Origin of the sequence: Alicyclobacillus cycloheptanicus (assembly GCF_028751525.1) — a bacterium.
Lineage (GTDB): Bacteria > Bacillota > Bacilli > Alicyclobacillales > Alicyclobacillaceae > Alicyclobacillus_L > Alicyclobacillus_L cycloheptanicus.
The window spans coordinates 2,952,684-2,972,519 of the sequence record NZ_CP067097.1; the positions used below are offsets into that span (position 1 = coordinate 2,952,684).

Sequence of the window (19,836 nt, forward strand, 5' to 3'; positions counted from 1 at the left end):
CAGCGAAGCTGCTCGGCTGGCCTGCGGCGATGCTGATGTGTGACTGGATGCAGGACTGATTAGGCACATGGCGGATGGATGGTGAATTTTCCAGCGGTTCATCCTTGCCAGCGTTGATGAGCCGTGGTAACATAATCCCACAAGTTCGAAGTCGGCGCCCTGCGCTGTTGGTGTTAACCCATTGTGTTTTGAGCCAACACCCATTCTACGGGAGTCCGAAGTCTCTACCAGGCGCAAACGCCTCGCGCGGCGAGGACTTGCAAGCTGGATGAGCAGGGCACCCACCTGCGAGAGCAGGTTCAAAACCGCGGGTTTCACGGCATTTGCGGGGCATGTTTTCATCAGCGTCATGTTGATGAAGCGTGAAATGGATATGGGGAAGTACGAAAAACGGCGCCTGCGGGGGCCGTTTTTCGTATACACGCGCGCCTCGTTCGCTCCACCCTCACCTGCAGTGCGCCAATTCGCGCCGCCGGTGGGCCTCGTTCGCCCCGCCTTCACCTGCAGTGCGCCGATTCGCCCGGCCGGACGCGCCCCCGCTCTCTCCCGCGCGTCGGGTTGCTCTATTGCGGTGTCCCTCCATTGTGGCATACAATGGATACTTGTATAATTAAACGCAGTACATCAATAGGAAATGGGGACTTTTCGGATGAGTCGCATCGACTTGCGCAGTGATACTGTGACCAAGCCGACAGACGCGATGCGCCAGGCGATGGCGACCGCGGAAGTCGGCGATGATGTGTATGGGGAAGATCCGACCGTTCGCCGACTGGAAGAATTGGCGGCCGATTTGCTGGGGAAGGAAGCGGCGCTCCTGGTCACGAGCGGAACGCAGGGGAACCAGGTCGCCATCGCCACGCACGCGGGCCGCGGCGAGGAAGTGATTGCAGAGGCGGAGTCCCACATCTTCTATTACGAGGCGGCGGCTGCGTCGGCCATCGCTGGGGTGCAGATTCGCCAGTTGGCCGGACGCCGGGGTGCGCTCGATCCCGACGACGTTCGCGCCGCCATCCGCGAGCCGAACGTCCATCACCCGCGGACCGCGCTCATCTCGTTGGAGAATACGCACAACCGGGCGGGCGGTACGGTGATTCCGCTCGACAACCTTCGGCGCATCCGCGCCGTCGCAGACGCGTACGGCGTCCCCGTCCATATGGACGGGGCGCGACTGTTCAACGCCGCGGTTGCTTGCGGGGTGTCGGCGCGCACCATCGCCGACACCGTGGACACCGTGCAGATTTGCCTGTCCAAAGGGCTGTGTGCACCCGTCGGGTCGGTGCTGGCGGGGCCGAAGGCGTTCATTGAGCGGGCGCGCCAGTGGCGCAAGCGCATGGGGGGCGGCATGCGGCAGGCCGGTGTCCTCGCCGCGCCGGGCATCCTGGCGTTGACCGAAATGGTGGACCGGCTTGCAGACGATCACGTCAATGCCAGGCGGCTTGCAGAATGCCTCGCCGAGATGCCGGGCGTCAAGGTCGATTTGGAGACGGTGCAGACGAACATCGTGATCGCCGATATTGGTGCCACGGGTCTGACGGTGCCGGCATTTCTGGACGCCCTTGCGCGCGAGGGCGTGCTCGCCACGTCCTTCGGCGGCAGCCTGGTCCGGTTTGTCACCCATCATGATGTGAGCCGTCAGGACATCGAGACGGCGGCGGACCGGATTGCAGCTGTGGTGCAGGCAGGGGCACGGGCTTAGTTTGGGCACGGGCATAACAGGGCCGCGCACATCACTGGGCCGCGCGCATCACAGGACATAACAGGGCACGGGTATCACAGCGGAAGGCGGGATCAGCATGGATTTGTTCAGTGCAGCAGCTGAACGCGATCGCGAACAAGACGCGCCGCTCGCGTACCGGATGCGGCCGCGGACGCTCGACGAGGTCGTCGGGCAGCAGGCGGTCGTCGGTCCCGGCACGCTGCTGCGGCGGGCGATTGAGGCTGACCGACTGGTGTCGGTGATTTTCTTCGGTCCGCCGGGCAGCGGCAAAACCACGCTGGCACACATCATCGCGAACGCCACCTCGGCGCGGTTTGAAACGCTCAACGCGGTGTCCGCGGGTGTGGCGGACATCCGGCGCGTCATTCAGGAAGCCTCGGACGAGCGCAAGTTGTACGGGCGCAAGACGGTGTTGTTTATCGACGAGATCCACCGCTTTAACAAGGCCCAGCAGGACGCCCTGCTGCCGTACGTGGAAGGTGGATTGGTCGTGCTGATTGGCGCGACGACGGAGAACCCCTACTTTGAAGTGAATTCGGCACTGGTGTCCCGGTCGCATGTGTTCCGGCTGGAGCCGCTGACCGATGACGACCTGCGGCAGCTGCTGCAGCGCGCCCTGACGGATGAAGAGCGGGGTTTGGGGCGGCTGCACGCGACGCTGTCTCCCGAGGCGGCCACGGTCCTGGTCCAATACGCTGCCGGCGATGCGCGGCGCGCCTTGAACGCGCTGGAACTGGCAGCTGTGTCGGCACCGCTTGGCCCGGATGGGTACCCGGTGATTGACGTGGAGCAGGCACGCCAGTCCATCCAGTCCAGGCAGGTCTTGTATGACAAGTCGGGGGACGAGCATTACGACACGATTTCGGCGTTCATTAAGTCGGTGCGAGGGTCCGATCCCGACGCCGCCCTGCTGTGGCTGGCGAAGATGATTGCGGGCGGCGAGGACCCGAAATTCATCGCCAGGCGGCTCATCATTCTCGCGGCGGAGGACATTGGCAACGCCGACCCGCACGGGCTGCCGCTGGCGGTCGCGGCACTGCATGCGGTGGAGGCGATTGGCATGCCAGAGGGGCGCATCCCGCTCGCGCAAGCCACCACCTACTTGGCGACGGCGCCGAAGTCGAACGCCGCGTACATGGGCATCAACCAGGCGCTGGCAGATGTGGAACAGGGGCTGAAACTTCGCGTGCCTGCACACCTGCGGGGCACTGGGTATCAAGGCGCCAAGGCCTTGGGCAGCGGCGAGGGGTACCTCTACCCGCACGATTACCCGGGGCATGTGGTCGAGCAGAACTACTGGCCGGAAGGCGTGTCGCCGCGATCGTATTATCGGCCCGATGTACCGCGCGAACGGCGCTGAACCAAGCGAAATCAGACATGGTACGAGCCAAAGAGCCAAACGGGGGATGAACTGTGAAAATCTCGACGAAGGGCAGATACGGCCTGATGCTGCTGGTCGATCTCGCCATGCACGAAGGCGGGTCTCCGGTGTCACTCAAGTCTGTCGCAGAACGACAGGGCTTGTCCGATCATTACCTGGAGCAGCTCATCGCACCGCTGCGCAATGCGGAGTTTGTGCGCAGTGTGCGCGGGGCGTACGGCGGCTATATGTTGGCCAAACCCAAGTCGGAAATCACCGTGAAGGAAGTGATTCTGACCCTGGAGGGTCCTTTGACGATTGTCGATGACGATTTTGACGACGGACTGGGGCAGCTGTGGGACCGGCTGAGAAATGCCATCCTCGACGTGCTCGGGTCGGTGACGCTCGAAGACCTCGTGGCCATGCGCGAGGCCGAGCAGGGGCCGCCGATGTTCTATATCTAGGTTCGATAGCGAGGCACGTGGCAGGAGATGGCGCACGCACAGGAGGGAGAGCCGTGATTTACCTGGACAATGCGGCGACGACACCGCTTCACCCCGATGTGTTTCGGGCCATGGCGCCGTACTTGCAGGAGGCGTTTGGCAATCCGTCCAGCCTGTACGCGCTGGGGCGCAGCGCGCGCAAGGCGGTGGAAGCGGCGCGCGCGCAGGTCGCAGCGTTTGCAGGGTGCAAGACGGGTGATATCGTGTTTACGAGCGGGGGAACCGAAGCCGACCATGCGGCCATGGTCGGCGCTTGGCTGGCTGGGCGCAGCCAGGGCCGCAATCACATCGTCACCACCGCGATCGAGCATCACGCTGTGCTCGATACGTGTGCGTTTCTGGAATCCCTCGGCGCACAGGTCAGTTATGTGGCGCCGCAGGCAAACGGCGTGGTACGGGTCGAGGATGTGCTGGCGCACCTGCGTCCAGATACGGCGGTTGTTTCGGTGATGGCGGTCAACAATGAGCTCGGCACTCTTCAGCCGATTCGCGAACTGGCGGCCCAGGTGAAACAACGCGACCCAGACGTGATGGTTCACACCGACTGCGTGCAGGCGGCTGGGGTGATGCCGCTGGCGTTGGGGGATTCGCAGGTTGACCTGGCCGCGCTTTCGGCACACAAGGTGCATGGGCCGAAAGGGGTCGGCGCGTTGTACGTGCGCGAGGGCACACGCTGGCGGCCTGTCGTCCACGGGGGCAATCAGGAGCACAAACGACGGGCTGGGACGGAGCATGTGGCGGGCATCGTCGGGTTCGGCGCGGCAGCGGCGCGCCTTTCCGCCAACTGGGCGGGGCATCTCGCGCACCTGGACAAGCTGCGGGACACGTTTGTGCGCGGGCTGGCGGAGATACCGGACGTCCAGGTGCAAAGTCCGCCGGAGGGCGCGCCGACGATTGTCAACGTCCGGTTTCTCGGCGTGCGCAACGACCGCCTCTTGATGCGGCTCGACCTCGCGGGCGTGGCTGCCTCAGCCGGATCGGCGTGTACGGCAGGCAGTCTCGAACCCAGTCACGTCCTGCTGGCGTGCGGACACGACAGGGAAGTGGCGCAGCAGTCCGTGCGGTTCAGCTTTTCCGAGCTGACGACCGCAGAGGAGATCGAGGATGCAATTGCCATTATTGCGCGTGAAATCAGTCAACTCCGACAAAACCGATCGGATTCGTGACGAAATCATGAACATTGCCTGGGATGGTGGTATCTCCCAATAATTGCATTGCGCGCCTTGTGGGGTGGGAGTACGATTGAATCGGTAATCGGCCCGAGCAGGAAGCAGGGCTGTCCTTCAATGAAGTGAGGCGTGTGTCGTTGTCCCGTTCTATGGTCGGGGTTATTTTTTTGCCGCAGCGCCACATGCGAAGTTTATCGTTTCTCCCGCTTGGGTACGATAGTAGCAATACCTATGATTGCCGGTCCAAATTCAGGGTCGTAGCAGGTTTGACAATCACGAAAAGGAGACAGACCTATGAGATGTCCACACTGCAATTGCCGCGATATCGGAAAGATCGGCGCAAACCAGTTTTATTGCTGGGGCTGTTTTATCGAGTTCTCCGTTTCTGGAGAAGCCGTGCGAGTGTATGAAGTGGCAGAGGATGGTTCGCTCATCTCTGTAGCCAGCATGCCAAGCGAAGTCGGGATGAGTTCGAGCGCCTTATAGCGCGTCCGGCGCGGGGCTTGGTATGTTCTGAATCGTGGTATAAAGGGCGTCCGATTGGACGTCTTTTTTGTTGCTCTTCGGCTGCGCAGCGAAGGGCGCGCGCCTCGCCCGCCGGCGGCGGACGCGGCGGACCACACTCACCGCAGCCCGCACACCGCGGTGCAGCGCCTTAGGATGGGAAGCCGTAGAGGCCCAGCCCGCCTGCCGCGATGCAGAATACAAACGAACTCGCCAGATAGAGCAAGGCGGCAGCATACCTGCGCTCTCTGAGCAGGATGATGAATTCATAGGAGAACGTGGAGAAGGTGGTGTAGGCCCCGCACAGGCCAACACCGAAAAGCAGCATGGGAGAAGGCCCGAACTGCGGGAGCCAGCCAGCGAGCGACCGCGTGAACAGGCCCAGCAAAAAGGAGCCAGTCACGTTGATGAACAGGGTGGCCACAGGAAAGGAGACGATGAGCCGCTCGCCAATCCACTTCGACAGCTGATAGCGGAAGAGCGCACCCAGAATGCCGCCGGTGCCCACGAGCAGGAATGCCACCGTGCATCAGCCCTCCTTTCGAAAGTCAGGCTGAAAACGAAGCCTCGATTGACGGGCTGCGAGTGCGTAGCCGAAGCCTGCGGCAGCCAGTCCGAGTACAAACGAAAGCGTCACGTAGAGCGCTGCGTCGGTATACATGCCCGCTTCAACCAGCTTCCAGGTGTCAACTGTCAATGTCGAGAAGGTGGTGAACGCACCGACCAAGCCCGTTCCAACGCCTAACCGCAGATGCGGATGAATTGGAATGCGCTCCAATGTGATGGTGTAGAACCACGCCAGAAAGAAGCTTCCCGTGACATTGATGCACAAGGTCGCAAGCGGGAACCCGTGGACAGTGCCAATCATCTCGCTGATCACAAACCGCAAGCAGGCGCCGATAAATCCTCCGATGGCCACTGCTAGATACGCCACGCCATCCCCTCCTGCCGGACCTTGACGTGACCGAGGCTGCCGCAGCGAACCTCAGTCCTGGACATTCCACTTCAGTATACGCAACCCTTGTCCCGCGCCGCAAGGAAGGCGCAGGCGCGCATCCTGCCGTGCCAAATCGCGCGCGATAGGTCTTTGCAGCGCGCAGATAGAGGGCGGGAATCGGCTTGTTCGTGCATATACTCCTCACAAGTGGACAGTACTGTGTTGATAGATACGGTCCGACAAACAGGTTGACCGAAAGGGGGCAAGATCGGCATGGATGTGTCCGGAAAAACGCTGAGAATCGTTTTGACGGTGTTTGCGATTTTGCTCTCCATCTACCTGCTTGGCCAGTTGCGAGGGTTTATTCACGACATCTGGGTGGTTCTCAAGGCGCTCGTGATTCCGTTCCTCATCGCGTTGGTCATCACCTATCTGCTGGAACCGCTGGTCAACCTGCTCACCGCGCGCAAAGTGCCGCGCGGCATCGCGATTATCGTGATTTACTGTGCCTTCGTGCTGCTGGTGATTGTGGCGGTGCTCAACGCGATCCCGATGGTCAACCGCCAGTTCGCCCAATTGGGCGAACACCTCCCGGCGCTGATTGCACAGGCGAATCACTGGCTCGACGAACTCAACCAGCGCAAACAGTACCTCCCGGAAGCGGTGCGCAAGGGCCTCGAGTCCGCACTCACGCAGTCCGAGCAGCATGTCACGGAGTACGCGGCCAGCGTGTTGTCGATGGTCAACAGCACCGTCAACGCTCTGTTCATCATCGTGACGGTTCCGTTCATCGCGTTCTATATGTTGAAGGACGCCAAGGCCATCGGGCGCGGCATGGTTCGGCTCGCCCCGCTTCGGTACCGTGAAGAGGTGGCAGCGGTGCTGTCTGCCGTCGACCAGACCTTTGGCAGCTACGTTCGCGGACAACTGCTCGTGATGCTGGCCGTTGGGGTGCTCACCTACGCGGGGCTGCTGGTGGTGCACATGCCCTATGCGCTCTTGCTGGCGCTGTTCCTGGCGATTGCCGACCTCATCCCGTACATTGGCCCGATTATCGGGGCGGCGCCAGCCCTCCTGTTGGCACTGGCGATCAGCCCGCAAATGGCGCTGAAGGTGCTGATTGTGAACGTCATTGTGCAGCAGTGCGAAGGGAACTTGCTGTCGCCGCAAATCATGGGCAGAACGCTGAAACTGCACCCGTTGTCGATTGTCGCGGCATTGCTCATCGGCGGGGAGGTTGGCGGTGTTCTCGGGCTGATGGTGGCGGTGCCCGTGCTCGCGGTCTGCAAGGTGGTGTGGCAGACGGTGCGCGAACTGCGCGGCGGCGACGAAGCGTAGCGGACCGCTGCGGGGCACCGGCCTGGCATGAAGCGGTCTGGCGCGAAACGGGTTGGAAAAGGAGTAGACAGAATCGTTCAAGCAGTGGAAAATAGAGAGGATGCTAGAGGAAAGAGGCGGGTTGCCGTGTTGAAGCGCATGTCATCCGTGACCGTTTGGGCCGCTGTCCTCGACTGTGCCTTGTTTTTGTGGGCGTTCTCCGACGATGTCGTGCGGCAGACGCGTCACGTCCGGGTGCTGCCAGCACTTGAGCTGCTCTACTGGGTGACAGGCGTGGCCGGGATGGTCCTCGCGGTGTGGGGGTTTCTCGCGTTGACCCGCGGCGGCCCGCTGCAGCTGCGCAAAGCCTCCGCCTGCGTCCTGTTTGCCATGATCCCCGCGTGTGCGGCGCTGATTGGCATTCTCTCCCGGCTGCAGGTTTGACAAATCCTGCCCTGTTCTCGTACAATGCAGGCGAGTTCACAGCGTGGCAATGCTCATCAAGAACAACACGATGCGGGAACCAAGTAGGCAGCGCTCAGCCGTCACAGAGAGAACACCCAGCGGTGGAAGGTGTTCCGGCAGCGCTCTCCGAAGCCAGTCCCAAGTGCGCCCAAAGCGACGGTTGCGCCCGTTATCGCGCGTTGAGTGACAGCGCCTTCCAAGCCGCGGCCTGCGGGTGGGCGTTGTAATCAGGGTGGTACCGCGAGTGTGCGTTCGTCCTCTCGTCCCTGGCCGGGATGAGGGGACGTTTGTGTGTCAAGGTTGGATGAAAAGGTGAGGAGAGGAATCACGTGAAGAAACTTTCTGGTCAAGAGATCCGGCGCATGTACAAGCAGTTCTTTGCCGAGCGCGGACACCTGGTGTTTCCAAGTGCCAGCCTGGTGCCGCACAACGACCCGACACTGCTGTGGATCAACGCTGGGATGGCGCCGCTGAAACCTTACTTCGACGGACGCGAAATTCCAGAGCGCCCGCGCATTGTCAGCTCGCAAAAGTGCATTCGCACGAACGACATCGAAAACGTGGGGCACACCGCGCGCCACCAGACCTTCTTCGAGATGCTCGGGAATTTTTCGTTTGGCGACTACTTCAAGCAAGAGGCGATTCCCTGGGCCTGGGAATTTCTCACCCAGCATCTGGAGCTCGACCCGGCGCGCCTGTCGGTGACGATTCACCACTCGGACGACGAGGCCTACGCCATTTGGCACGATGTCGTAGGCCTCCCCGACGAGCGCATCATTCGCGGGGACGAGGATAACTTCTGGGAAATCGGCGAAGGTCCTTGCGGCCCTTGCTCGGAAATCTTTTACGATCGCGGCGCAGAATTCGGCTGCGGCAAAGCGGACTGCCAGGCGGGCTGTGACTGCGACCGCTTCCTGGAAATCTGGAACCTTGTGTTCACCCAGTACAACCGGGAGCCAGACGGTTCCTATACGCCGCTGCCGAAGAAGAACATTGACACGGGGATGGGCCTGGAACGCATTGCGTCCGTCCTGCAGGACGTGCCGAACAACTTTGAAACCGACCTGTTCAAACCGTTGATTGACGCGGCCGCGAACATTTCCGGACAGGTCTACGGCCAGGATGCGGCCAACGACGTACACTTCAAAATCATCGCCGACCACGTTCGAACCGTCGTGTTTGCGATTGGCGACGGCGCGCTCCCGGGCAACGAAGGACGCGGCTACATTATTCGCCGCCTGCTCCGGCGCGCAGTGCGAAGCGGGCGGAAACTCGGGGTCGACCGGCCCTTTTTGAACGAGCTGGTCAGCGTTGTCTCGGACATCATGGGCCAGGACTACCCTGAGGTCCGCGAAAAGCTGGACTTCATTCGCAAGGTCGTGCGAACCGAAGAAGAACGTTTCCACGAAACCTTGGCGGACGGCGAAACGCTCCTCGCGGAGTGGCTGGACCGCCTCGCCGCGAACGGAGAAACCACCCTGGCGGGGCGCGACGCCTTCAAGCTCTACGACACCTTCGGGTTTCCGATTGACCTCACCGAGGAAATCGCGGCCGAGCGCGGTTTTTTGGTCGATCGCGACGCGTTCGCAAAGGAACTGGAGCAGCAGCGCACGCGTGCGCGTCAGGCGCGGCAGACCGTGGACGGCATGAACGCACAGCGCACGGCGCTCGAGACGCTGACTGTGGGCAGCCGCTTCGTCGGCTACGACGAACTCTCTGCACAAGCACACGTGGTGGCGCTGCTCCAGAACGGTGAACTGGTGGACCACTTGCAAGCGGGCGAAGAGGGCCAGGTCATTCTCGACGTGACGCCCTTTTACGCCGAGAGCGGCGGTCAGGTCGCAGATCAGGGCGAGATTCGAGGACAGGACGGCAGCGCAGCGGTCACCGATGTGCAGAAGGCGCCGCACGGTCAGCACGTGCATACGGTCAAGGTCACGGCAGGGGTGCTGTCCATCCATGACGCGGTGACTGCCGCTGTGGACGCGTCTGCCCGCCGCGACACCATCAAGAACCACACGGCGACGCACCTGCTGCACAAAGCACTGCGCGAAGTCCTGGGGACGCACGTGGCACAGGCGGGATCGTTAGTCGAACCTGAACGCCTCCGCTTCGACTTCTCGCACTTTGGGCAGATGTCGCCCGCGGAGCTGCGGGACGTGGAGCAGCGGGTCAATGCGGCGATTTGGCGCGACGACCCGGTGGTGATTGAAGAAATGGACCTCGAGGCGGCGAAAGCCCTCGGCGCTATGGCGTTGTTCGGCGAGAAGTACGGCAACCGCGTGCGCGTGGTGCAGGCGGGCGATTACAGCATTGAACTGTGCGGGGGCTGCCATGTGCCGCGGACCGGGCTGATTGGCCAGTTCCGGATTGTGTCGGAGTCTGGCATCGGGTCGGGCGTGCGCCGCATCGAAGCGGTCACGGGCCGTTATGCTTACCAGTACGCGGTGGCGCAGGAGACCATCCTTCAGCAGGCGAGCACCCTGCTGAAAACATCGCCGGCAGAATTGACTGGGCGGATTGAGCGAACGCTGGAAGAGATGCGGGGCCTGGAACGCGCGCTGGAGTCCGTGCAGGCGCGGTTGCTGCGCGGCAAGGCGGGAGAGCTGGTGGAGAACGTCGTGACGGTCCAGGACATTCCGGTGGTGTCGGCCGTCGTGGAGGGTGCGGACGCAGAAGCCCTGCGCCGCATCACGGACGAGATCCGCGCCAAACTGCCGTCCTGCGTCGTCGTGCTGGGCAGCGCGGTGAACGGCAAGGTCGCGTTGGTGGCGGCGGTGTCCGCAGACCTGCAAAAGCGCAATCTGCACGCCGGCAAGCTGGTGAAACAGGTCGCTGAGCAAACGGGCGGCGGCGGCGGCGGACGTCCGGACTTGGCACAGGCCGGCGGGCGCGACGTCGACAAGCTGCCAGCAGCCATTGCGGCTGTTCCGGACATGATTGCAAGTTTCCTGTCCTGAGGGATGTGCGAGAGGAGATGGCCCCCTGTTCGGAGAAGGATGTCAGGGGGCTGTCCGTCCACGTAAGGTTCGGTCGGTTTGAACAACTCAGTAAGTGAGGTGTCATCAATGGGGGCAGGGTTCGACGAAACCATGCGTTTCGAGGCGAAATCCGAAAATGAAGAGGCGCGGCGGGCATTTGAACTGGCGTATCGTGCGCTGACTGAAAAAGGGTACAATCCAATCTATCAAATCGCAGGCTATTTGATTTCCGGCGATCCGGCCTACATCACAAGTCACCTGGATGCGCGCAACACGATTCGCAGAATTGAACGGGACGACCTCATTGAAGAACTCGTACGGGCTTATGCCCAGTGGACAACGCATGCGGATTCTGGCCGTTGACTACGGACTCGCCCGCATTGGCCTGGCAATGAGTGACGAGACAGCCCTCTTGGCACAAAGTTTAGCGGTCATCAAGCGCACCTCAGATGCGGAAGCGTGCAGAGAAATCCACGCCGTGGCGGCCCGCCACGGCGTGGAAAAGATTGTCGTCGGTCTGCCCAAGTTGATGAGTGGTGAACTCGGGGAGCGGGCCAAACTGTGCCAGCGTTTTGCGGATCGGCTGGCGCGTGAAACCGGGCTGCCGGTTGTCCTGTACGATGAACGGTTTACCACCGCGCAGGCGGAGCGCATGTTGATTGAAGCCGATGTCCGCCGCAAGAAACGAAAACAGGTGGTCGACGCGGTGGCGGCGACGGTGCTGCTGCAAAACTACCTGGATGCAGAGAGAACCTGAACGTCCGACCGGGAGGGAACCTTGCTGCAACGACAGCCAGAACCTGCAGACGTCAAACATCGCATGCTCCGCAGCCGATACACGCGGCTCCTGGCTTTGGGGCTCCTGCTGGCGGCGGGGCTCATCGTTTGTTGGTGGGTGCGCATGAGCACCCATCCGGCCGCGGAAACCGGCCGGGTTGCGCGCGTGGTCGTTCAGCCCGGCGAGTCGCCGAAGCAGGTGGCCAGAGAACTGCAGTCCGCGGGGCTCATCCGAAACGCGCTCGTGTTTCGGGTATACCTGTCGGTGACGGGGCAGGACCGCCGCATTCAGGCAGGCCAATACCGCCTGCCCGCCGGAGCGTCGATGGCGCAAATCGCACACAGCCTTCAGCGGGGCGTCCTGCCCGCGGTGCGGGTGACCATTCCGGAAGGGTTCACGGTGACGCAGATTGCCGACCGTCTGGCGGCCGCCGGGGTCTGCTCCCGGCAGGCTTTTCTCCAGGCAGAGGAGAAAGACTCGTTTGACGAACCGTTTCTGCAGCAGCTGCCGCACCGCACGGCGGTGAAGTACCGGCTGGAAGGGTATCTGTTTCCGGATACCTACGTGCTGTCTCGCGGGGGTCCTGCGCACGACGCGGTCGATGCCATGCTGCTCGATTTTCAGCGTCACCTGAACGGGCCGTTGCTGCAGGAGATTGCGCGCCAGCACCGCACCCTGGCGGACGTCATCACCGAAGCGTCCTTGATTGAGCGGGAGGCGCTGGTGAATCGTGATCGGCCGCTGATTGCCAGTGTCATCGCCAATCGCCTGCGCCGGCACATGCCGCTGGCAATTGACGCGACGGTTGCGTATGTCCTGGGCCACGTGGATGTGGTCACGCGGGCAGACACGCGCATTCATGACCCCTACAATACGTATGTCATCACCGGACTCCCGCCGGGGCCGATTGCGAGCTCAGGCCTGTCGTCGATTCAGGCAGCCCTGCACCCGGCGCACACCCCGTACCTCTACTATGTCGCCAAAAACGACGGCAGCGGGGGCTCTTATTTTGCGACGACCTACGCACAGCAGCTCCGCAATGAACGGCTGAGCCAGGAAAACCTGGAACGCGCGCGGCGCGCATGGCAGGAACGCGGACCAGAGCAGTCCGCATAATCCAAGGCACACGTGGAAAACTTATCCTATGCGCCGACGGATTTTATGGTGTACAACCGGGGTGATGGTCAGCTTCGCCGTCCTGCTGGGACGGCTGTTTGTGCTGTGCACAGGCGCGCATGCAGCGCCGGGGCAGCCCGCGTCGCGGTGGCAGTCAGGGGTGCAGGCGCGCGCGGATTTGGAGCATCTCCGGTTCGTGCGCACAGACGACGCGCGCGGCCGTATCCTCTACCGAAACGGGGAGCCGTGGACCGGCGCGTGGACCGACACCGAAGTGGGGGCGGCAGGCGGGCAGCGGGTGCGGGTCGGGATCCACAACGAAATGCGCGCCGCAGCAAAGCAGCGTGACCCCGTCGTGGGGCAGCTGGGACTGCCCGACGTGTGGCCGTCCGCCAAGGTGGTGCCGGAGCAGGGGCGTTCGGGGCTGGAAGCCGCCTTCGACGCGGAACTGTCCGGGAAGCGTCCGGGCTACGTGGGCACCCTGGCCGATGCCAAGGGCCGCAAGTACCCGCAGTTGTACGCGATTCCGCCGGTTTCCGGAGCGGACGTGCGCACGACGATTGACCCGGCCTGGCAGCGGGCGGCCGAGCACGCGCTGCAAGCGGCGCGGGCGGCGACGGGCGCGGTGGTGGTGCTGGATGTTCCGACGGGAGATGTGCTGGCGATGGCGAGTGTCAATCGGGAGGACCCCTGGCGGAACGTGGCGATCACGGCGCAGACGCCAGGGTCCGTGTTCAAAATCGTCACGCTGGCCGCTGCCATGGAGTCGTACCGCTACGCGCCGAACGCGGTGTTTCACTGTTTCGGCCAGGTTGAGCACCCAGGGGTCCAGATGAAGTGCTGGACCGTCCATGGGCGGGAGACCTTGCTCACGGCCTTCGCGCAGTCGTGTGATGTCGCGTTCGCAGAAGTGGGGATGGGCACCGGACGCCGGGCGATGGAACGAATTGCGGCCCGGCTGCATGTCACCGACGCGCCGCTCCAAGCCGTGCACGGGAAGCCTGTGCTGCCGGGGGCGGAGGCTGGCCGGGTGTTTGCCCGATCCGGCCAGGACGCGGGGCTCCTGGCGAACACGGCGATTGGCCAGGAGGACGTTCGACTTTCCCCGCTGGCGGCGGCGAACCTGGCGGCGACCATTGCGCGCGGCGGCCGCTGCCAGCAGCCCCGCCTGGTGCTGGACGCCGAGCGCGGCGGCGCAGTGGTGCGCGAATACCGTGCGGCGCGGGGGAACGCCGCGATCGCCCGGTCGACAGCCGCGCAGATTGGCGCGGGGATGCGGGCGGCCGTGACGCTGCCCACCGGGACTGGGCACTTTCTGGCGGGTTCGGCCATGCAGCCGGCGGTGAAGACCGGTACGGCGGAAGTCGGACGCGGACTCGTCAACGCGTGGGTCGTTGGCTATGCGCCGGCGGCGCACCCGCGCATCGCGTTTTGCGTGTTTGACGGTGCCGTCCCCTCCGCAGTGGGTCACCGAGCGGCGCGCGAAATGGTACAGGCCCTCGCACAGTCGTACACGCAGTTTTTTCCGTCCACCGACATAGGGTAGAAACAGCGGCCCAGACGGAGGTGGATGCGTACGATGCCTGGCATATTGACACTTCTGGCACTGGCGTTGAAGGACGTATCGGTATTTGTCTCGTACGTCAAAAGCAGCGCGTTTCCACAGCCGTTGACAGCAGAGGAAGAAGCGGACTGCATCGCGCGAATGCGCGAAGGCGACACGGAGGCGCGCAACAAGCTGGTCGAACACAACCTTCGCCTGGTGGCGCATCTGGTCAAAAAATTTGAAGGCAGCGGCGAAGAAACGGAGGACCTGATTTCCATCGGTACCATCGGGCTCATCAAGGCGGTGGAAAACTATCGGCCAAACCGAAATACGAAATTGGCGACGTTTGCGGCCCGGTGCATTGAAAATGAGATTTTGATGTATCTGCGCAGCACCAAGAAGCACCGCCGCGAGACGTCCTTGCAAAACCCGATTGGCACCGACAAGGATGGAAATGAAATGACACTGGTTGATTTATTAGGAACGGACCCGGACGAGGTCATCGATCACGTGGATTTAACGTGGGAGAAACAGAAGGTGTACGAAAGCCTGCCAGCCCTGGGCGACCGGGAGCGGGAAGTCATTTGCAAGCGCTTCGGCCTGCCAAGCGGCGAAGAAATGACGCAGCGGGAGATTGCCTCCCAGTTGGGCATCTCGCGCTCCTACGTGTCCCGGATTGAACGCAAAGCGCTCAACAAGCTGTACGACCAAATGCGCTCCCGGCACGGGTTCGGGTAGGATGCAGGATGGGGGGACCGGCTGCAATGCCCTTCGCCGCGAAGTGCCCTGCTGCACCGCGCGGCCGGACGCGGCCGGCGAGCGACGGCTGCTTCGCAGTGCGTTGCATCCGCAGCGAGCAGGTGGTAGAGTGATACGCAACATGAGTTTTCCGAGAAGTTACCAAACGCGTCGGGGGCGGACATGGCGGGTTGGTTGACAGAGTTGACGCCAAATGAATATGTTTCGTCTGTCTACGACATTGACTTGGACAAGTTACGGGACATGGGCAAGCGAGTGATTTTGACTGATCTCGACAATACCCTGGTCCCTTGGAATCACAAGGACGCGCCGGCCTCGCTGCAGAGCTGGATTCGCCTCGCACAGGAACGAGGCTTCCGGCTGTGCATCATCTCCAACAACCGCGGGGCGCGTGTCGCGGCGTTTGCGAAGCGTGTGGGCATTCCGGCGGTTGGCGCCGCTCGCAAACCGAAGCCCCGCGCCTTTTTGCAGGCGCTCGAGGAACTGGGCGCCAAGCCCGAGGAAGCGGTGATGGTCGGCGACCAGTTGTTCACCGACGTTCGCGGCGGGAACCGCTGCGGCCTCTACACCATTCTGGTGCTGCCCATCGACCCGGTGGAGTGGTGGGGGACGCGCCTGGTGCGGCAGGCCGAACGGGTCGCCTTGTGGGCGCTGCGGCGGCGGGGGATGCAAGAACCGCCGCGGTCATCGTAAGAGAATTGTACAGGGTATGGAAATCCTGCGTGACCAGGCGGCGCTGGCCGCTGACTGGGAACGTTCATATGGTGAGGCGAATCATGGCAGGGGAAGTCTGCGCCGGATGTGGCGCAACATTGCAAACCGAATTTCCGAATCAGCCCGGGTACGCGCCTGCGGGTGCACTGGAGCGGCCCAACCCGGTCTGCCGCCGCTGTTTCCGGATTTCGCACTACGGCGAATTTACGCCGGTGGAACTGCCGGAAGCCAGCTATCAAGCCGTGGTACGGGAAGCGCTGGCGCAGGCCGACCAAATTGTGTACGTGCTCGACGTGTTTGACATCAACGGCTCGCTGGTGCCCAATCTGGCCGCGCTGTTGGCGAACCGCGCCGTCCACTTGGCCGTCAATAAGGTCGATGTCCTGCCGGCGGAGGTCGAACCGGAGGCGCTGCGCCAGTGGATCCGCAGGGTGGTTGAGTCCGCCGGGGTCAAGGTGGCGGATGTCTGGTTTGTCAGCGCAGCCACGGGCAGCGGCATCGGCGAACTGATGGACGGGCTGGCGCACGGGGACGGCACGCGCGTGTGCGTGGTGGGGATGGCGAATGTGGGCAAGTCCACCCTCCTCAACCAGCTCATCCGGCGCAGCGGACCAGATGCAAAGCCGCAGTTCACCACCTCGCGGATGCCGGGCACAACACTGGGCATGACGCGCGCGAAGATCGTCCTGCAGGGCGGGCGGACGCTCACGTTGATGGATACGCCCGGGCTCATCGAGGGTCACCGGGTCACGGATTTCCTGTGCGCGGACTGCCTCAAAGCCACGGTGCCAGCGACACGGCTGCGGCCGCGGGTGTATCAGCTGGACAGCGGCCAGACGCTGTTCCTCGGCGGCTTCGCGCGCCTCGATTTCGAGTCCGGGGCGCATCAACCGGTGGTGTGCTACGTGAGCAACGATCTCGTCGTACACAGAACCAAGCTGGAGCGCGCGGACGCGTTCTGGGAGAGCCACCAGGACGACTTATTGCAAGTTCCTTGCGCCGCCTGTCGCGCGCGGCTGGGGCCGTTGCAGCCGCACCGCGTGTGGTCCGACCGGGCGCGGGTGAACCCAGGCCAGCGCACCGCGGACGGCCTTCGCATTGGCAGAGCCGGCGGGGACATCGTGCTGCCTGGACTTGGGTGGATCACGCTGTTTGGCGCCGCCTTTGCCGGGCGCCTTTACGTTCCGGACGGTGTTGTGGCGCGTGTGCGCCCGCGTTTGATTGGGCATGTCAGCCGCATGGACAAGTGAGGGTCGAGCAGCGTCGGCCGCACGATACGCGCGGTGGATGGACAAGTGAGCTGGGAGGAGGAGAACGCATGGGGACGACGGCGTGGTTTGGTGTCATCGGATATCCGGTCGAGCACAGTGTGTCTCCTGCGATGATGAACGCGGCATTTCGGGCGCTTTCGCTCGATGCTGTGTACTTGGCGTTTCCAGTCCCCGCGGCGGCGCTGCAGGACGCCGTCCTCGGTCTTCGCGCGCTCGGCGCGAGCGGGGTGAACATCACGATTCCGCACAAGCAGTCGGTGATTCCGTTCGTCTCCGAACAGTCGCCGGAGGCCAAACTTGCGGGGGCCGTCAACACCCTGGCGTTTCACAAGAACGGTGTGCCGCTGTACGCACACAACACAGATGTCGAAGGCTGGTGGCGGAGCGTCGAACCGGCGCTGCAACCTGGGTGGCAGCGGGCAGCTGTGATTGGGGCTGGCGGCGCCGCACGCGCCGTCCTGGCGGCACTGGCCCTGAACGCGCCGACCTGCCAGGTGACGGTGGTCGGTCGTGATCGGCAAAAGACGGCTGTGCTGGCGGCGGATTTTGCAGCCAGGCTGGACATCGTCCCGGCTGCGTGGGAACAGCGCGCGGCAGTGATTGATGCGAGTGACCTGGTGGTCAACGCCACCTCGGTCGGGATGTGGCCGCATGTCGATGCCTGCCCGGTCGACACGGATGGCGGCTTTCACCCGGGCCAGGTCGTGCAGGACATGGTCTATGCACCCTTGCGCACGCGCTGGCTGGAGATGGCCGCCGGGCGCGGGGCTGCAACAGTGGATGGGCTCGGCATGCTGGTCGGTCAGGGGGCTGCGGCGTTTCAGTTGTGGACAGGGCAGGAAGCCCCCGTATCGGTGATGCGCAGGGCCGCAATGGACGCCTTGCGTGCCCGCGGGCAGCTGCCGCGTGATGCGTGATGCGTGATGCGTGATGCGTGATGCGTGATGCACGTGCGGCGCCAAGTCGTGCGCTAGGCGCGGCCCACCGGAAAATGCTGTGCGCAGCATGCCCCTGGCCCGGTGCGGGATGAAACTTTTACATATGGTATACTGAGCGGGAAAGGACGGGTCGCGGGTGGCGGATGACCTCAGCAGGTTTGAGGATGCGGTGATTTTGTTTGGCGGGACGTTTGATCCGCCGCATGTCGGTCACCTGGTGATGGCGCAGCTGGCGCTGGAGCAAACGGGTGCGGCGTCGGTGTGGTTTTTGCCGGCACCAGAGCCTCCGCATAAAGCCCGCCTGGCGCTGCCGTTCCAGACACGGGTGGCCTTGGTCGAAGCGCTTGTCGCGAACTATCCGAGGCTGGCCGTTTCGACGATTGAGGCAGACCTGCCAAGACCCTCCTATACGGTGGATACCGTTCAGGCCCTGCAGGAAGCGCACCCGGCCCAATCCTTTGTCTTTCTGATTGGGGCGGACAGTTTGGCGCAGCTGCCCGGCTGGCATCAGGCAGACGTGCTGACGCGCCGGGTGCCGTTCTTGGTGGCGGCCCGCAGCGGCTTTCCGTTTGCGCCGACGCTGGCACAGACGCGGCGGCACTTGCCGCACATTCAAGCAACCGCCATTGAGATGCCGATTCTTGACGTCTCTTCCACGTGGATCCGAGCCAGGTGGGAAGCTGGGCAGCCGGTGTGCGGACTCGTCCCTGAGCCCGTGCAAGCCGCTTGGCGCAAGTGGCGGGGTGAAGCCGGCTCGAACCAGGGCATATGGGAGAACAGGGGAGACCAAATTTGAAGGAAGAGGAAATTCGTGAACGGGTTCGCCAGGAATTGAGCCCTGCGCGCTTTGCACACGTGGAAGGGGTCGTGCAGACAGCGGCGCAGCTGGCGGAGCGCTATGGGGTCGATCCCGCTCGGGCGCGCACGGCGGCCTGGCTGCACGACTTGGCGCGCGAGTGGTCCGTCGAGCGGCTCAAGCACGCTGCCGAGAACATCGAAATTCCCAGCGGGTTCGGGTTGATTCCCGCGCTGCTGCATGGACCGATTGCGGCTTCGTTCGCGGTGGAATGGTACGGTGTCGACGAGGATGTGGCGAATGCCATCCGGTTTCACACGACGGGGCGCGTCGGGATGTCGACACTGGAGAAAATCATTTGTCTGGCGGACGCGATTGAACCGGGCCGGGCGTACCCTGGCGTCGAGGAACTGCGAGCGGCGGCCCAAAAGAGCCTGGACCTGGCCTTGCTGAAATCATTCGACGCGACCTTGCGTTATTTGATTGACCGGCAGCAGCCCATTTTCACGTTGACCGTGATGGCGCGCAATGAATTTTTGGAGAAAACCAGGGAGGAAGCTGAATGATCCAATCGATCGACCAAATTGCACTGCAGGCAGCGAGCGCGGCGGCAGACAAGAAGGCGCAGGACATTGTTGTGCTGGACATCCATGAACTGACACCCATCGCAGACTGTTTCGTGATTTGTTCTGCCAAGTCTGGTACGCAGATTGAAGCCGTGGCCAAGGCGGTGCGTGATCGCTTGGGAGAGCTGGGCGTCCCCTGCAAAGGCACAGAAGGGTTGGATGAAGCCCGGTGGGTTTTGCTGGACTTTGGAGACCTTGTGGTGCACGTGTTTCGGGAGGAAGACCGCGACTTTTATCACCTGGAACGACTGTGGGGAGATGCGCGGCAAATCCCGCTTGACATCCAGTAACCTTCCAGCTGCGGCCGGTGTTCCGCCGGTTCACATCCGGTCGAAGGCG

21 protein-coding genes and 1 other RNA gene are annotated in these 19,836 nt (G+C 63.0%); 20 read left to right on the forward strand and 2 right to left on the reverse strand.

Annotated elements, in window-relative coordinates:
- Positions 1–153: 153 nt before the first annotated feature.
- From ssrS to JI721_RS13625, 6 genes are all read left to right on the forward strand, one after another.
- Positions 154–336: non-coding RNA, 6S RNA (gene ssrS / locus JI721_RS13600), on the forward strand.
- Between the two features lie 313 nt (positions 337–649).
- Positions 650–1,696, forward strand: coding sequence for a low-specificity L-threonine aldolase (gene ltaE, locus JI721_RS13605; RefSeq protein WP_274455408.1), 1,047 nt, complete (start codon positions 650–652; stop codon positions 1,694–1,696).
- 97 nt (positions 1,697–1,793) lie between these two features.
- Entirely contained in the window at positions 1,794–3,077 is a 1,284-nt protein-coding gene (locus JI721_RS13610) for a replication-associated recombination protein A (RefSeq protein WP_274455409.1), read from the forward strand.
- Positions 3,078–3,130: 53 nt separating this feature from the next.
- The gene (locus JI721_RS13615; protein WP_274455410.1) at positions 3,131–3,541 is read left to right on the forward strand and encodes an RrF2 family transcriptional regulator; all 411 of its coding nucleotides are present in this window, start codon (positions 3,131–3,133) and stop codon (positions 3,539–3,541) included.
- A 53-nt stretch (positions 3,542–3,594) separates the two neighbouring features.
- The gene (locus JI721_RS13620) at positions 3,595–4,746 is read left to right on the forward strand and encodes a cysteine desulfurase family protein (RefSeq protein WP_274455411.1); all 1,152 of its coding nucleotides are present in this window, start codon (positions 3,595–3,597) and stop codon (positions 4,744–4,746) included.
- A 297-nt stretch (positions 4,747–5,043) separates the two neighbouring features.
- Positions 5,044–5,235, forward strand: coding sequence for a hypothetical protein (locus JI721_RS13625; RefSeq protein ID WP_274455412.1), 192 nt, complete (start codon positions 5,044–5,046; stop codon positions 5,233–5,235).
- A gap of 169 nt (positions 5,236–5,404) precedes the next feature.
- Here JI721_RS13625 and crcB (JI721_RS13630) read toward each other — a convergent pair whose 3' ends face one another.
- The gene (gene crcB / locus JI721_RS13630) at positions 5,405–5,776 is read right to left on the reverse strand and encodes a fluoride efflux transporter CrcB (protein ID WP_274455413.1); all 372 of its coding nucleotides are present in this window, start codon (positions 5,774–5,776) and stop codon (positions 5,405–5,407) included.
- 6 nt (positions 5,777–5,782) lie between these two features.
- Positions 5,783–6,187, reverse strand: a complete 405-nt coding sequence (crcB, locus tag JI721_RS13635; protein WP_274455414.1) for a fluoride efflux transporter CrcB — start codon at positions 6,185–6,187, stop codon at positions 5,783–5,785.
- Between the two features lie 276 nt (positions 6,188–6,463).
- On the opposite strand from crcB (JI721_RS13635), the gene JI721_RS13640 reads away from it, so the two are divergent.
- From JI721_RS13640 to rsfS, 14 genes are all read left to right on the forward strand, one after another.
- Positions 6,464–7,528, forward strand: a complete 1,065-nt coding sequence (locus JI721_RS13640; RefSeq protein WP_274455415.1) for an AI-2E family transporter — start codon at positions 6,464–6,466, stop codon at positions 7,526–7,528.
- Positions 7,529–7,654: 126 nt separating this feature from the next.
- On the forward strand, positions 7,655–7,951 hold the full coding sequence (locus JI721_RS13645; RefSeq protein ID WP_274455416.1) for a hypothetical protein: 297 nt from the start codon (positions 7,655–7,657) through the stop codon (positions 7,949–7,951).
- 350 nt (positions 7,952–8,301) lie between these two features.
- The gene (alaS, locus tag JI721_RS13650) at positions 8,302–10,932 is read left to right on the forward strand and encodes an alanine--tRNA ligase (RefSeq protein WP_274455417.1); all 2,631 of its coding nucleotides are present in this window, start codon (positions 8,302–8,304) and stop codon (positions 10,930–10,932) included.
- A gap of 108 nt (positions 10,933–11,040) precedes the next feature.
- Positions 11,041–11,316 carry an IreB family regulatory phosphoprotein gene (locus JI721_RS13655; protein WP_407654029.1) on the forward strand — a complete coding sequence of 92 codons (276 nt, stop codon included), beginning with the start codon at positions 11,041–11,043 and terminating at the stop codon, positions 11,314–11,316.
- Positions 11,297–11,710: a Holliday junction resolvase RuvX gene (gene ruvX / locus JI721_RS13660; RefSeq protein ID WP_274455418.1), complete on the forward strand. Its 414-nt coding sequence runs from the start codon at positions 11,297–11,299 to the stop codon at positions 11,708–11,710. The genes JI721_RS13655 and ruvX overlap by 20 nt, the downstream gene beginning before the upstream one ends.
- A 21-nt stretch (positions 11,711–11,731) precedes the next feature.
- A complete protein-coding gene (mltG, locus tag JI721_RS13665; RefSeq protein WP_274455419.1) occupies positions 11,732–12,847 on the forward strand; it encodes an endolytic transglycosylase MltG in 1,116 nt (371 codons plus the stop codon).
- A gap of 28 nt (positions 12,848–12,875) precedes the next feature.
- Complete coding sequence (locus tag JI721_RS13670) at positions 12,876–14,393, forward strand: penicillin-binding transpeptidase domain-containing protein (RefSeq protein WP_274455420.1); 1,518 nt, start codon at positions 12,876–12,878, stop codon at positions 14,391–14,393.
- Positions 14,394–14,426: 33 nt separating this feature from the next.
- Positions 14,427–15,131, forward strand: coding sequence for an RNA polymerase sporulation sigma factor SigK (sigK, locus tag JI721_RS13675; RefSeq protein WP_274455421.1), 705 nt, complete (start codon positions 14,427–14,429; stop codon positions 15,129–15,131).
- 183 nt (positions 15,132–15,314) lie between these two features.
- Positions 15,315–15,845, forward strand: a complete 531-nt coding sequence (locus JI721_RS13680; RefSeq protein WP_274455422.1) for a YqeG family HAD IIIA-type phosphatase — start codon at positions 15,315–15,317, stop codon at positions 15,843–15,845.
- Between the two features lie 119 nt (positions 15,846–15,964).
- Positions 15,965–17,116 (forward strand): GTPase, encoded by a 1,152-nt coding sequence (locus JI721_RS13685; protein WP_274455423.1) that lies wholly within the window; start codon positions 15,965–15,967, stop codon positions 17,114–17,116.
- A 68-nt stretch (positions 17,117–17,184) separates the two neighbouring features.
- Positions 17,185–18,054 (forward strand): shikimate dehydrogenase, encoded by an 870-nt coding sequence (locus JI721_RS13690; protein ID WP_274455424.1) that lies wholly within the window; start codon positions 17,185–17,187, stop codon positions 18,052–18,054.
- Between the two features lie 157 nt (positions 18,055–18,211).
- A complete protein-coding gene (nadD, locus tag JI721_RS13695; protein ID WP_274455425.1) occupies positions 18,212–18,871 on the forward strand; it encodes a nicotinate (nicotinamide) nucleotide adenylyltransferase in 660 nt (219 codons plus the stop codon).
- Positions 18,868–19,437: a bis(5'-nucleosyl)-tetraphosphatase (symmetrical) YqeK gene (yqeK, locus tag JI721_RS13700; RefSeq protein WP_274455426.1), complete on the forward strand. Its 570-nt coding sequence runs from the start codon at positions 18,868–18,870 to the stop codon at positions 19,435–19,437. Before nadD ends, yqeK begins: the two co-directional genes overlap by 4 nt.
- Positions 19,434–19,787: a ribosome silencing factor gene (gene rsfS, locus JI721_RS13705; protein WP_274455427.1), complete on the forward strand. Its 354-nt coding sequence runs from the start codon at positions 19,434–19,436 to the stop codon at positions 19,785–19,787. The genes yqeK and rsfS overlap by 4 nt, the downstream gene beginning before the upstream one ends.
- The last annotated feature ends 49 nt before the right edge of the window (positions 19,788–19,836 follow it).